This window comes from Flavobacterium sp. GSP6 (genome assembly GCF_003984855.1).
Lineage (GTDB): Bacteria > Bacteroidota > Bacteroidia > Flavobacteriales > Flavobacteriaceae > Flavobacterium.
In genome coordinates, this window is sequence record NZ_RYDO01000003.1 from 328577 (window position 1) to 342756 (window position 14180).

The 14180-nt window shown below is 34.0% G+C and carries 10 protein-coding genes and 1 pseudogene; 3 read left to right on the forward strand and 8 right to left on the reverse strand.

Features of this window, described 5'->3' with window-relative positions; genetic code table 11:
* Positions 1–49: 49 nt before the first annotated feature.
* A pseudogene (locus EKM03_RS15460) lies at positions 50–482 on the reverse strand (DUF6526 family protein).
* Positions 483–665: 183 nt separating this feature from the next.
* Here EKM03_RS15460 and EKM03_RS05425 point away from each other — a divergent pair.
* Together EKM03_RS05425 and EKM03_RS05430 are read left to right on the forward strand one after the other, a co-directional pair.
* Complete coding sequence (locus EKM03_RS05425; RefSeq protein ID WP_126462502.1) at positions 666–1709, forward strand: NAD(P)-dependent alcohol dehydrogenase; 1044 nt, start codon at positions 666–668, stop codon at positions 1707–1709.
* 266 nt (positions 1710–1975) lie between these two features.
* On the forward strand, positions 1976–2116 hold the full coding sequence (locus EKM03_RS05430; protein WP_126462499.1) for a transposase: 141 nt from the start codon (positions 1976–1978) through the stop codon (positions 2114–2116).
* Positions 2117–2347: 231 nt separating this feature from the next.
* On the opposite strand, the gene EKM03_RS05435 is transcribed toward EKM03_RS05430, so the two are convergent.
* From EKM03_RS05435 to EKM03_RS05465, 7 genes are all read right to left on the reverse strand, one after another.
* Positions 2348–3439 (reverse strand): alpha/beta fold hydrolase, encoded by a 1092-nt coding sequence (locus tag EKM03_RS05435; RefSeq protein ID WP_126462497.1) that lies wholly within the window; start codon positions 3437–3439, stop codon positions 2348–2350.
* Positions 3440–3570: 131 nt separating this feature from the next.
* Positions 3571–5253: a gamma-glutamyltransferase gene (gene ggt, locus EKM03_RS05440; RefSeq protein WP_126739991.1), complete on the reverse strand. Its 1683-nt coding sequence runs from the start codon at positions 5251–5253 to the stop codon at positions 3571–3573.
* Between the two features lie 16 nt (positions 5254–5269).
* Positions 5270–6700 (reverse strand): SusD/RagB family nutrient-binding outer membrane lipoprotein, encoded by a 1431-nt coding sequence (locus tag EKM03_RS05445; RefSeq protein WP_126554161.1) that lies wholly within the window; start codon positions 6698–6700, stop codon positions 5270–5272.
* Between the two features lie 10 nt (positions 6701–6710).
* A complete protein-coding gene (locus tag EKM03_RS05450) occupies positions 6711–10274 on the reverse strand; it encodes a SusC/RagA family TonB-linked outer membrane protein (protein WP_231507439.1) in 3564 nt (1187 codons plus the stop codon).
* A 143-nt stretch (positions 10275–10417) separates the two neighbouring features.
* On the reverse strand, positions 10418–11524 hold the full coding sequence (locus tag EKM03_RS05455) for a FecR family protein (protein WP_126462486.1): 1107 nt from the start codon (positions 11522–11524) through the stop codon (positions 10418–10420).
* 79 nt (positions 11525–11603) lie between these two features.
* Positions 11604–12212: an RNA polymerase sigma factor gene (locus EKM03_RS05460; RefSeq protein ID WP_126577054.1), complete on the reverse strand. Its 609-nt coding sequence runs from the start codon at positions 12210–12212 to the stop codon at positions 11604–11606.
* A gap of 510 nt (positions 12213–12722) precedes the next feature.
* The gene (locus EKM03_RS05465; protein ID WP_126554163.1) at positions 12723–13022 is read right to left on the reverse strand and encodes a transposase; all 300 of its coding nucleotides are present in this window, start codon (positions 13020–13022) and stop codon (positions 12723–12725) included.
* A gap of 217 nt (positions 13023–13239) precedes the next feature.
* Here EKM03_RS05465 and EKM03_RS05470 point away from each other — a divergent pair, with 217 nt between their 5' ends.
* The gene (locus tag EKM03_RS05470) at positions 13240–14148 is read left to right on the forward strand and encodes an SH3 domain-containing protein (protein WP_126568602.1); all 909 of its coding nucleotides are present in this window, start codon (positions 13240–13242) and stop codon (positions 14146–14148) included.
* The last annotated feature ends 32 nt before the right edge of the window (positions 14149–14180 follow it).

A 14180-nucleotide genomic window follows, 5' to 3' on the forward strand; every position in this document is an offset into this window, starting at 1 on the left:
AATTCGAAATTGTTAAATTGGATAAATTAGTCTTATTATTTTTGGAATTTTAAACTCTTTCGTAATCCGCTTTCCAGTGCTGAATCGCTTTTTTAATTTCCTTTGCCGAAAGATTTTCATTCAGCGCTCTTAGAGTTAACGCTTGAAATTCATCATCTGAGGCAAAACGTAACGCAAATAGCTGATCGTCATTTAAATGACGTTAAAAATCTTCCAATGTTTTTCCGGTAAGAGAAAAATAACGGTACCGAAGTTCTAAATAGACAATTCGGTTTTGTAGGATCAACGCATAATGTTGACGCAACATAAAAACAAGGCAAAAGCACGACAAAGAGTACACTAATAAATATCCAGATTAAAGAATCTTCTTTTGGTACAACTAAAATAAATACTGAAGGCAGCAATGTCATGATTATTGGATAATGAATAAAATGATGAGGCGGATAGTACCGAATGTGATTTTTATAAGATTGTGCTTTCATAAATGTAGTTTAAAAAAAATTAAATATAAATTAAACTATGGATTTAAAGCATTAAAGGCTATGCAATTACTATGAGGTTTTTTTTTACGGAGGAGACCTATATAATTTCTTTGGATTTCTTTAACATTTCGATAACTCGTTTTTCAAGATAAATTCAATAATTTTATTGAAAATATAAAAAAAATGATAGCTACAAAAGGATACGCAGTACAAGATGCTAAGACAGATTTAGCACCTTGGGATTTCGAAAGAAGAGAAGTTGGACCACATGATGTACAATTTGACATCCTGTTTTGTGGTGTTTGTCACAGTGATTTACACCAAATTAAAGATGACTGGGGCGGTTCAATTTACCCAATGGTTCCGGGACATGAGATTGTAGGTAAAGTGGTAAAGGTAGGAAGTCATGTAAAGAAGTTTAAAATAGGAGATATAGCAGGGACAGGTTGCTTGGTAGACTCTTGTAGAAGTTGTGAAAACTGTAAAGAGGGATTAGAACAATTTTGTTTGAAAGGAAGAACCGACACGTATAATGCTTTAGGACAAGACGGAAAAACACCTACTTATGGCGGTTATTCGAATACCATTGTAGTACATGAAGATTTTGTTTTGCAAGTTTCAGATAAATTGCCTTTGGCTGCTGTAGCGCCTTTATTATGTGCCGGAATCACGACCTATTCTCCATTGAGACACTGGAAAGTTGGGAAAGGGCATAAATTAGCCGTTCTTGGTTTGGGTGGTTTGGGACATATGGCGGTTAAATTTGGAGTTTCTTTTGGAGCTGAAGTTACCGTGTTAAGTACATCAGCAAATAAAGAAGCCGATGCCAGAAAATTAGGAGCACATAATTTTATCGTTACTAAAGATGCCAAACAACTCGAAAGTGTAGCTGGTTCTTTTGATTTTATTCTGGATACTGTTTCTGCACCACACGACTTAAATTTGTATTTGTCATTATTGAGAGTAAACGGCGTGCATATTTGTGTGGGCGTACCACCAACACCTTATGAAATTCAAGCTTTTAGTCTCATAGGCGGACGAAGAAGTCTTGCAGGTTCGCTTATAGGCGGCTTGCCTGAAACTCAGGAAATGTTAGATTATTGTGCGGAACATGGTATTGTTTCTGAAATAGAAATGATTGATATCAAAAATGTTCATGAAGCATATGACCGAATGACAAAAGGAGATGTCCGGTATCGTTTTGTAATAGACATGGCTACATTGTAAAAATAAGTTTAAAAACCAAGCCCCTAAAAAAAACTGATACATTTCGGCTTTTTTAGGGGCTTTTTTTATGTGTAAATAGGAATGCTACAGTAGTGTTGACAATAATTATTTTATCAGGTATTTTGTTTTGTTCAGAGTTCCTACGATTTCAAAGAGATTCAATGCGCCCCCCTTTTTTAAGTCTCTACTTACCGTTGCCGATGATATATTGGACTTGCTAACTTTACCAGCATAAAAAGTTAAGAACAAAAACCTTAATTTAACTTATGAAACAAGTGCGTAAAATTTATGACCGAGCTTTTAAAGAGAAAGCCGTTCAATTGAGTTATGATAGACATAAGATCTCTGAACTAGCCAGAGAATTGGAAGTTACCGCTCCCCAGTTGTATAGATGGCGAAAAGAATAAGAAGAGTTCTGACAAAGAAGTTTTTCTGGGAATGGAAATTTTGTATTGTTTTTTCAGTAGTTAACAAAATTTACTATTAACAAATGCACTCACTCACTTGAAATCAATATGGCTAATTTGGAGGCAACATAAAAGTGTTTTCCTGTTTTCCGTTAAGAAACATAAATCGTAAACTTAAAATCTACCTTAGTAAGTTTTGATTTCTGGAAAACAATATTAAAAGCTTGAATTTTACTTAATTTTGGGTTCAGATTTTTTAAGTAATTCTTTAAGATATTTACCCCATATTTTTGGATTGGAATGTGTGCCATGGCCAGTGGTTTTATCTGTAATAGGTAATAAGATATATTTTCCATTTTTAACGTTTTTAATTTCTTTCTCCATTAATCCGAGTTCAGGAGGGTTTACTTGATCATCGGCAGAATTTATAGCAATTAAAGGGGCTTTAATTTTTGACAAGTAAGGTTGCGGATTGTAATCTCTTGAGGAATCAAAAGCATAAATCAGATCATTAGCATCTAATGTTGATGAATATCGGGCTAAAGTATTTTCCATCATTATTTCTGCTTTCTCTCTGGTTGGGGCTGCAATTTGCCATTGTAACGGACTACTCACCATAAACATCAGAGATAATATAGCGCCAGTCATTCCTTGTTGTGGCTGTTGAATATAATTACCCTCTTTCCACTCAGGATCCATTTCGATTAATTTAATCGCCATTTTTCTTTGAATGCGGTTTCTACCGGCTATTTCTGCTGGTAAGCTTGCCAAAGGCATTAGTGCATCCATAAAATCAGGGTAGGTGTAACCCCAAACCCAAGTGTGCATGCCGCCCATTGATGTTCCCATTACCAATCGAAGATGATCTATTTTCAAATGTTCAGTCAGTAATTTATAGTTTGCCAAAACCATATCGTCATAATTGTATTTGGGAAATGCCATCTTTAAGCCATTGCTTGGTTTGCTCGATTTTCCGTGTCCAATATCATCTGTTAAAACAATAAAATACTTTGTGGCGTCTAACAATTGACCCTTTCCAAATAAATTGCCTCCAAACTGTTTGCTCAAAAAGGCGCTTCCGCTTCCGGTGGTGCCATGCATAATTAAAACAGCATTGTTAATTTGACCTTTCTTATTTTTTGTTGGTTTCCCAATGGTTGTGTAATGTAGTTTTAGTTGGTCTAAATATTCTCCACTTTTAAAAGTAAAATCTTTTATTAGATAATCTCCCTCAATTGGTGCTGGAAAATCTGTCTGTGCAGTAACATATTGGACAGATAAAATATAAAATAAAATAAAAGCACATGTGTTTTTTATTAACATTTCATTAAAATTTAAATTAATAATTTTGGAATAAGATCAGGATAAATTATATTATTTGTTCTTTTATTTTGATGAGACTATTCGAATAAAGAAAAGTTCTTTCAAACATTATATTACTTAAAAACAGACAGTTAATATCCTGCGGCCGCACCATCTTTTCTACTTTCTGAGGCTCCAAAATACACTTTTCTTATTGCGTCATACATAATTGCCTGATAACCTCCATAATAGCCTCCAAAGCCAATTTTATGTCCCTTCTGGATCAATTTTTTTATTTCTTCAAAATCAAAACCACTTTCAATTAGGATTTCGCCTTTGCCTGTTGACAGCTCGCCCGTAAAATCAGTTGAACCAATGTGTTCAAACCTTGGTGCATCTCCTGCTTCCTGTAAATTCATACCAAAATCAATCAGGTTCATTAATATTTGAACATGACCTTGAGGTTGAAAATCGCCTCCCATTACACCAAAACTCATAAATGGTTGTCCATCTTTAGTAACAAAACCCGGAATAATAGTATGAAAAGGTCTTTTCTGAGGGGCATACGAATTTGGCGTTCCTTCAGCCAAATTGAAGCATTCGCCTCGATCCTGAAGCATAAAACCTAATTTTGGTGGAACCATTCCAGAACCCATACCTCTATAATTACTTTGAATTAAAGAAATCATGTTTCCTTCTTTATCGGCGACAGTCAAATAAACTGTACCGCCACTGCTTTCTTTTCCAGCTTTAAAAATCCCTGCGCGGTCAGGATTAATTAAATCCCTTCTTTCAGTTGCGTACTCTTTAGACAATAAATCATTTACAGAAACTTTCATAAAATCTGAGTCCGCATAATATTTCGCGCGATCTTCAAAAACAAGTTTTTTTGCTTCGTTTACAATGTGCAAATGTTGAGCGCTACCAAAGGGTATTTTACTAAAATCATAACCTTCTATAATATTAAGCATTTGCAAAGTAGCCATTCCTTGTCCGTTTGGTGGTAATTCCCATACGTCATAACCCCTGTAATTTGTTGCGACAGGTTCAATCCAATCCGAATGGTGTGTTGCAAAATCTTCATACGCTAAAAATCCGCCTTGAGCTTGAATAAATTTAGCAGATTCTCTGGCAATATCTCCTTTATAAAAAGCATCTCTTCCTCCTTTGGCAATTTTTTTATAGGTATTAGCTAAAAATTGGTTTTTAATAATATCTCCTTTTTGAGGTAATTTGCCATCTACAGTATAAGTTTCCTTGATATTAGGGTACTGTTTCATATATTTATTTATCGTGACTTGCAGATAATAAGCAATTAATTCTGTAGTTGGGAAACCTTCTTCAGCATATTTTATACTTGGATTTAAGATGTCCTGCATGGGTAGTTTTCCAAATTTATTATGCAATTCGAACCAACCATCAACACAACCTGGAACCGATACTGGCAGGGGACCACTTGGTGGAATGTGTGTAATGTTATTTTTAGTGAAGTAATCTAAAGTTAGTGCTTTTGGAGATCGTCCGCTGGCATTCAAGCCATAGAGTTTTTTGGTTTTTGCATCCCACACTATCGCAAAAAGATCACCACCAATGCCGCTACCTGTTGGCTCCATCAAGCCTAATGCGGCATTTACAGCTATTGCGGCATCCACTGCTGTACCTCCTTTTTTTAAAATATCGATTCCGATTTGTGTTGCTAAGGGCTGGCTAGATGCTACCATTCCGTGTTGCCCAATAACCTCAGATCTTGAAGCAAAATTCCTGCCCGTTAACCGGTCTTGAGCAAGTATAAATGTTGTTGATATCAGCAACAAAAAGAGGAATCGATTTTTCATTTGTGTATGATTTTAATTAGTTTATATCCCAATATAATTTAGTTTCGCTTTTGTCGCCACCTATTTTTGTAGCCGCGTTCGTGTAATTAGTTCCATTTAACTGTTGCTCATTTGCTGGATATTTCATCCGGTTTGGATAACCTGAAAAAGCATTTACGGGTATTGTTAATTTTGGGAAATCTAATCTGCGAACTTCCAACCATCCTTCAAATGGGCGATTGTATAATGCAATCCATTTTTGGAAACCTATTTTTTGTTTCCATCCACCTGCAGCGGTCGTGTAAGCAACGTCCGATCTTAATAAGTATTTATCAGCATTTGCCTCAGTACCGCCCCAATATAGTATTGAAGCTTTAATGGCATTATTATAATGAGATTCTGCAGAACCAGTTACGTTGTAGCCACGCTCTTTTGCTTCAGCTCTATAAAATTCCATTTCCACGTAATCTATTAATACGTTTGGCGCGCTAGGGTCAGCTACACGAGTACTTGGCTTTGACATTTTTGGATAATCACTTGGGATGCCCATTATGCCTCCAACGTATAAGCCTACATTATTCACTCCAAAAAAACCTGGTTTACGTGGATCTTCAAAACTATTCAGAACATCCATTAAATCTTTTGCCGCAATATAATCGGTGCGATTGGCCAACACCAGTTGATCATACAACGGATTATTATTAGGTATTGCGGTAAAATATTTAACAAAACCATTATTAGATATCGCGTTAATAGCATTTGGATTGGCTTTTTCAAAGGCTGTTTTCGCTAATGAATTATCTACGTCAGATATTGTCATAGCCATTCTTACCTGTAAAGAGTTTGCAAAAGAAATCCACTTTGCTACAGAACCTTGAAAAATAATATCTTCTGACGATGTGAAGCCAGGAGCACTAATACTTAATTTGGCTATGTCATTTTCCAATCGGATCATTAATTCTTTGTTAACAGTTTTGGCGTCATCATAAACTGGGAAAAGTAGCTGATCATCTAACGACTTGGAGTAAGGAATATCGCCATAAGTAGTCACCAAAATGTTAAAGGTGTACACTTGCATGATATCGATAATTGCTAATTGATTTGTTTTTATAATTGGATTTAAAGTAACATCATTTGTTATAATACGGGAGCTTTCTTTTAAATCATTCAAAACATCTCTATACATTCTAGTCCACCATGCATCATTAATCGACCTTGTGACATAATTAAATTGTGCCTCTTCCTGAATAACAGCCTGAGCCCAATGATTTACAAAGTGTCGAAAGATGTTAACATTTACACTGGCTGAGGCTAAGCCATCTGACAATGTTTTAACGGCATTTGAGAATAAACTACCCGGAGGGACTTCACTAGCCCGTTTAGTTTCATCATTAAAACGAGTAATGTCGTCTGTACAGGCGCTAATTAGTAACACCAATACTACTATTGAAATAAATCTTTTTTTCATGATTGTAAGTTTATAATTTTACTTTTACGTTTAACCCAATAGCACGTACTGTAGGGTAAGATCCACTTTGATAGCCTTGTATGTTGCCTGAAGATAAGTTTTCTTCAGGGTCAGCGTAGGGAACATTTTTATGGATTAACCATAAGTTTCTTCCAGTCAACGAAAATTCTATTTCATTTATAGATTTAATTCTTGACATTATTTTTTTTGGAAGAGAATATGAAATCGCTACCTCGCGAAGTTTAACAAAACTCGCATCATATACAAAATTTGATTGAGGAAGATATCCACTAGTGCCTGAAACTATAGTAACTCTTTTTGTGTTAGGTTCTCCATTCGCTGTAACTCCTGCCAAAATTATACCTCCTCCATTGGCAACAGCATCTCGTTTTGGGTTTCCAAGATCATTAAGCCCAACAGTTTCGGGTAAAATACCCGACATTGTACCGTAGTACATGTCTAAAGAAAATAATTGACCTCCTTTTTTTACATCAATTAAAAAACTTAAGTTAAAATTTTTATATCTGAAACTATTACTCAAGCCACCAATCCAATCTGGATTAACATTTCCAATTACATTTGAGGTAGTAGTTGTAAATTGATATAAACCGTTATCCTTTATAAGTCGTTCCCCATTTAACATTTCATAAGTCACCGATTGTAATTCGCCATAAGGTTTACCTAACGAAGCATTTAAGCTAACTCCACCTTGGAAAGTTCCTAATTGCAAGTTTTTACTGTCGTTGTATAAGGATAAAACTTTATTACGATTTCTTGTGAAATTTAAATTCACATTCCAAGAGAAATCGGCGCCTTTTACCGGAGTTGCAAATATAGAAACTTCGATACCTTTGTTTTCAATATCACCGGCATTAATAAATTTGCTGGAGTAACCTATAGCAGTAGAAACAGCTACAGGAATAATTTGATCTACTGTGTTAGTATGGTAATAAGAGGCATCAAAACCTATTCTGTTATTAAAAAAGGACATTTCTAAGCCAATTTCTTTACTGATTGTATTCTCAGGTTTTAATGCACTATTGTTTTTAGTATTAGGTAAAGAAAAAAGCAATGTGCTATCAAAAGGATTTGGCTTATCATACACATCTCTTAGACTTCCCCAAGCGGCATCATTTCCAACAGTAGCATAATTTAGTCTAAGCTTTCCAGAAGATAACCAGGGTAAATTTTGAAGATGATTATAAAAAATATAACTGCCGGAAACGGCATAATAATTATATGCATTTGCTTCTTCAGGCAAGGTTGAAGATTTATCCCTACGCAAGGTTGCATCTAAAAGAAGTAATTCCTTGTAATTTATTGTTACGCCACCAAATACACCATCTACTGCTTTTGGTTGATACGATTCAATCGCTGCAGGGACAGTTCCTTTTGAATTAGAAACGGCATAAAGTTTTGGAACAACTAAACCTCCTGCAGTTTGAGAAAAAATTGAACTTATTGTATTTCTTCTAATATTGAGACCAGCTAAGGCATTAAGACTGAAATCGTCATTTAATTTTTTATTTATTGTTGCCAATAAATCGTAATTAGTTTCATTAAAATTTCTATCAAAACGAGAATAAGATGAAATTCCAGCACTTCCCACGGCTCTTCTTTCCTGTTGCATTTCTGAATAGGTATCTACTGAAACTCGGCCTAAAAGGTCTAGCCAGTCGGTAACCTTATAGGTGATTGTTGCGTTTCCAATGACCCTGTTTCTAGTATCGTTTTGATAATTCTCATAAACAACCCAATATGGATTATCTGAAAAACCGGGAGTTAAATTGGTAAGTTTTGTAGGATCAGCCCAGTTCCAAGTAATATTTTTTCTATTTCTAAAATAGGCATCTTTTAATTCTAAAACATCAACATTAGTCTGATTAAAATGTCTGAAATTACTATTCACATTCCTTCCACTATCATAACCTGTTCCATATCTTCCTTTGCCATCAACTTGGGAATAATTTACTAATCCACTTACCACCAGTTTGTTTGTTATATTATAACTAGCACTAAGATTTACAATGTTTTTTAAAACACTTGCATTTGGTAATACGCCTCTTTCATCATTTCTGGAATATCCAATTTTAAAAGAACCTTTGTCAGCAACTAATCCATCAATCATAACATTATGATTCGTAGAAATAGCGGTTTGATAAAAACTGTCCGGTCCGTTTTTAGGTGCAATCCAAGGTTTTGGTTTTTGATAATTTGGTGATGCCTGATCAAATGCTTCCCAATCATATACTAATAAATTTGGGTCATAACGTGGACCCCATGAACGTGGCGCAAATGTAGGTACTACCAAGTCTTTAATTCCATCAGCATTAGCATCAAAAAATAGAAACCCATCTTTATCCTGAGGAATTGAACGCCCAGCGCCATATTCTTGTTGGTATTTTACAAATGTTGTTTTATCTATATTGCCAACCGTAACTCCGCTATTTACAGAAATTCCAAGCCCGTTTTTTGGTTTTTTTGTGGTAATCATTATTACCCCATTTGCTGCTCTTGAACCATAAAGTGCTGAGGCTGCGGCTCCTTTTAACACGTTAATCGATAAGATATCATTTGGATTAATATCAGCCGCTGCATTACCATAATCATAACCGCCTGCCCCTGATCTTTGCGACGCTGAATTTGTATTCGAATTATCCACCGGAACTCCATCTACTACAAATAATGCTTGATTGTTTCCTGTCAATGATTTATTTCCTCTAACTACAACATTTACTGATCCTCCTACAGAGTTACCTTGAGTTATTTGTAAACCTGAAATCTTTCCGGATAGTCCACTTGCAACGTTTCCTACTTGCGTTTTATTGACATCATCACCACTTATTTGTTGAGCAGCATAAGGAAGCGTGTTTTTTTTGCGTCGAATACCAAAAGCGGTAACTACAACTTCATTAAGGCTTTGTCCTTCCTCTTTTAAAACGACAGTAAGAAAACCACTTCCTAAATTAACTTCTTTGGTTTCCATCCCAATAAATGATATTACTAAAACGGATCTTACAGAAGGTACTTCAATAACAAAACTTCCATCAATGTCTGTTTGAACCGAAATAGTAGATCCTTTAACGTGAACATTAGCTCCTGGGATCGTTAATCCTTTTTCATCAACTACCTTTCCTTTTATTATAATAGCAGCTATTGCTTTAATTTCTGTCTGATCCAAACTTTCTGTCGCTGTATTTATCATCGAAATGCGCTCTCTTTGTAGTACAATGAGATTGTTTATTTCGTCATACTTAATGCTAAGTGGTTTTAAAATGCGTGAAAGTACGCTGGATAATAATTCATTAGTGGCTTCTATGTCCACTTTTTGTTTTAACTGAGTCATTCTTGAATTATAAGAAAACTTAACGTGTATTGATTTCTCAAGTTTAAATAAAGCATCATCCAGACTCACATTCGTCAAGCTAATTGTCACCTTAGTGTCAAGTTTTCTTTGTTCTTTACCACTATCTGCCAATACTACATTAGAAAAAATGAGAGCTAAAACAAATTGGAATAATGTTAACTTTATGATACGATAGCGTCGTCGTTGTTTTACTACAGTTTTTTTCATAATTTTGGTTTTTTGGTTAATACTTTAATTGGTTATTAGCGAAACATTACAATTGTCTTTTACAGGAGATCAATTGATTTTTTACGGCGTCGTAAATGTTACAGCATTTTCGGCGCTTTTTTTAATTTAATATAAATTGTAATTTAGTTGCAACCAATTGATTGAATACTAATTTGGTTACCATTCATTTGATACGTTGTGTTATTTCCAATACTTTCACAGATTATTTTTAATTTTTCAGATAAGGGCTGGTCAGTTAGTGAAGTAGTAATATGACATTCTTTTAACTTATTTTCTGGAAAATCAATATCTACTAAATACGCTTGCTCTATAGTTCTAAAAATTTGGACTACTGGAATATCGGTAAATTCAAAACTTAATTTTTCTACGTCACCAAGAGCACTAGTTAATGATTCATCTTGTGTTATATTGGTAATTTTATTGAATATAAGGGTTTTTCTACCATAACGAAGTGCTTGATTAGGCAATAAAATCACTTCTTTCTTTGTTGAATTAAAAGCAGATTTATTGGAATGGATTTTGACAATACCTGTTCTAACTATTACCTCCACATTAGAATCGTTTTCATAGGATTTTATTCTAAAACTTGTTCCTATAACTTTAGTTATTATTTCATTTGAATAAACCAAAAACGGTTTTTTAGCATCTTTGCTTATTTCAAAAAAACCTTCACCAGACAGATAAACTTTCCGTTCGTTTCCGACAAATATTTTAGGATAACTCAATTTACTTTTTGGTTGTAATAAAACCGAACTGCCATCTGACAAGATTATAACTTGGGACTTATTGGAGTTGTTTGTTTGCTCTAACAGGCCATCGGAATTCTCTTTAATTAATTCATTATAATTAAGCTCTCCATCATTGGCATTAAAAAAATTATGATAAAACCAAGTTGATATCAGCCCAAATACAAGTGTTGCTGCAATGCCTTTAATCCAATTGTTTCTTAAAAACAACACTTTGGTTTTGCGAGTGGTTTTCTTTTTATTCTCAATTTTATGCCAAGTAGCTTCTAAAGCAGTCTGAACTGCATCAGCTGATAAATCGTCTGCGGGAACTTTCATTGCAAAAATCAATACGCGCGCTTCTTCAACTAATTTAGCTCTTACGGGGTTTTCCAAAGTCCAAAGCTCCCAATTTTGTTGGTCGTTTTGTTGTAGTACCCATCTTTTGAAGGATTCATCGGCCAAAAATTCGCCTATTTCAATATAATTATTACGGTTTTGCATGAATAAAAATGGGTTATAAAATGAAAGAGGACATTTTTTTAAATTGATACTCACTTAATTCTAAATTTTTTCAAAAAATTTAAAATACTTGAGATAACAATAAAAAAAGAAGAGACTTATTTTCTTTCCAATTTTTACGAATATTTAGTAAAGACCTGTGAATCAAATTGTTTGCTGACTGATAATTAACTCCGAGTAGTTCTGCAATTTGTTCAACGCTTAGTCCTTGATGGTATCGCAGATATAAAGCCTCTTTCTGTCGTGCTGGTAAATTATTGATGAGCTGGTTGAGTGTTAAAACTTTGACAGCCATAGATTCATCCGCGATAAGAATATCCTCGATGGTAAAATCAAAAGTAAACGGAATCAAATCTACAGTAGTGGACTTTCTGAAAATATGGTCTCTTTCGTGAAGTCTGGCAATACGTTTTCGGACACTTGATAACAAATAAGCTTTTACGACAACATTATCATTAAGGGAATTTTTGTAAACCCATACGTCTGTAAAAACGTCCTGCACACAATCTTGTACCTTTTCAGGAAAAGGAGTAAACGAATTCCCATATCGCACTAAATGACTGTAATACTTTTTAAAAAGTGATGAAAAAGCCTTTTCGTCTCCTGATTTTAAAGCTTTCCAAAGGACAGAATCATCTAAATTATCAACAAGTAGTTTTTGGCTATTCAAAATTAATTTTGGCGTTAGAGTATTGTTTTTATATAAAAATTATAACATAGGTTTTTGTTAAATCAGCTTTTAGGTCTTGGTAATAAGATAGTTAATAAGTAGTAAGCCGTAATTAATTATTGGTTACCTAAAAACTACATTTATAAATGACTGTAATATGACTTTTTGTATGTTATAAATATTCTTTGCAAGACGGTTAATTAATAGTACGGGTATCATTTTAAATAAAAAAATAAGTTTTTGTTATAATTTTTTTAAGAAAAAACATATACTTTTACATTATTAAGATTGTTTGATTATTTTATTAATTTAATTAAATATTAATTTTTTATTAACAAAACTCTTAATAATAACTTAATTAAAAAAATGTTTTAAAAGAATAATTGTTTGTTTTTAATTTTACATTCATAAAACTTTTCCATTGATAATAACTTCTTTGACCAACTTGCAATACTTTACACATCTTTTCAATCGGAAATATCTTTTCATTGTTTCTGATGAAAGTATAAATCATCGACCGTTTTTGGAAAAGATGCCAATTGCTTTTTTTAATATATCTCGCTCTAGTTCCGCATCTTTTAGTTTTCTTTCAAGTTCAGAAATTCGTTCCTGTTCTGGCGTTTGCTTTAAATTGCCGTTACCTGGAAAACTTCCTTGTCCGAACTCTTCATACTCTTTTCGCCACTTATATAACTGTGAAGCAGTTATACCTAATTCTCTGGCAAGTTCGGAGATATTATGTCTCTCATAACTCAATTGAACTGCTTTCTCTTTAAGAACTCGGTCATAAATTTTTCGCACTTGTTTCATAAGTTAAAATTAAGGTTTTTATTCTTAGCTTTTTATGCTAGTAAAGTTAGCATGTCCAGAATGTGCACACTCTTTATTACAGGCTAGATAGCGCTCCTTATTGTTATTGGAGACTATTAGTTTCTAAAAAAAATCTTAAATTAACGGCTTCTGGTGATACTTTCTTAGTTGTTTTTAGTATTTTGGCAGTAGAATCATTTATAAGAAACTGATTAGTATGAAATATAGAGTAGCTACCCCGTCATTAAATCTAAGAGATTTTCCGGCAACGCATGATAATTCCAAAATTTTAATAAAAATACCGTTTAGACATACCGTTAAATTAATTGAAAAAACTGCATCAGATTGGTGGAAAGTAAAGCTTTTGAACACTGAAAAAGAGGGTTTTGTATTATCAAAAGATATTGAGCTCGTAGATGAAACCACTGAAAAAAGTACGGATATTGAAGTGCCTAATTTTGAACTGGGTGCACGAGCAAGTCTGGACAGTAAAGAGGAAACGTACAAACCTATTGGTGATCCTTCAATTCCTTTTAGGGATTTAACTAGTCTTGAGTCTAAACTGACGTCAATTCGCAACATCATCACTGCACTGGATGTTTCAAAAAGTTTTCGGTATCAGAAAGACGCATCGGATACCTATTGTAATATTTATACTTTTGATTATTGCTTTTTTGCCAAGGTCTATATTCCCAGATTGAGATGGACGGATAAGGCAATTGAGCAACTGGAGAAAGGGAACGAAGTGGCTGTTATTTTTGATGAAACGGTAAGGCCTTTTTATTCAAATTACATCTATGATTGGTTTTTACAATCCGGAAATGAGTTTGGATGGGAAAGAATCGCTGATGTTAATGAACTTCAAGAGAAAGTAAATGCTAATGGTGGTGTAGGAATCATCTGTGCCAAAAGAATTGTTTTGAATAAATCCGGGCATATAGTAGTAGTGGTGCCAGAAACAGATACTGATAAAGCCTACAGGAAAGAGGGCAAAGTTATTTATCCGCTGCAGTCTCAGGCAGGAGCTGATAATTATAATTATTTTTCAGAAATCAGAGAAGATTGGTGGAGTAATAATGATCCTGAAAGTGGGTATGCTGCTGTGATTTTTTATTATCATGATTAATTAAAATCTCTTGTAAATAGTTTACTTCTTGT

What these genes read in the sequence shown, in the direction of transcription:
- EKM03_RS05425 (WP_126462502.1), top strand. Translation starts at nt 666, where the DNA reads ATGATAGCTACAAAAGGATACGCAGTACAAGATGCTAAGACAGATTTA.
- EKM03_RS05430 (WP_126462499.1), top strand. Translation starts at nt 1,976, where the DNA reads ATGAAACAAGTGCGTAAAATTTATGACCGAGCTTTTAAAGAGAAAGCC.
- EKM03_RS05435 (WP_126462497.1), bottom strand. Translation starts at nt 3,439, where the DNA reads ATGTTAATAAAAAACACATGTGCTTTTATTTTATTTTATATTTTATCT.
- ggt (WP_126739991.1), bottom strand. Translation starts at nt 5,253, where the DNA reads ATGAAAAATCGATTCCTCTTTTTGTTGCTGATATCAACAACATTTATA.
- EKM03_RS05445 (WP_126554161.1), bottom strand. Translation starts at nt 6,700, where the DNA reads ATGAAAAAAAGATTTATTTCAATAGTAGTATTGGTGTTACTAATTAGC.
- EKM03_RS05450 (WP_231507439.1), bottom strand. Translation starts at nt 10,274, where the DNA reads ATGAAAAAAACTGTAGTAAAACAACGACGACGCTATCGTATCATAAAG.
- EKM03_RS05455 (WP_126462486.1), bottom strand. Translation starts at nt 11,524, where the DNA reads ATGCAAAACCGTAATAATTATATTGAAATAGGCGAATTTTTGGCCGAT.
- EKM03_RS05465 (WP_126554163.1), bottom strand. Translation starts at nt 13,022, where the DNA reads ATGAAACAAGTGCGAAAAATTTATGACCGAGTTCTTAAAGAGAAAGCA.
- EKM03_RS05470 (WP_126568602.1), top strand. Translation starts at nt 13,240, where the DNA reads ATGAAATATAGAGTAGCTACCCCGTCATTAAATCTAAGAGATTTTCCG.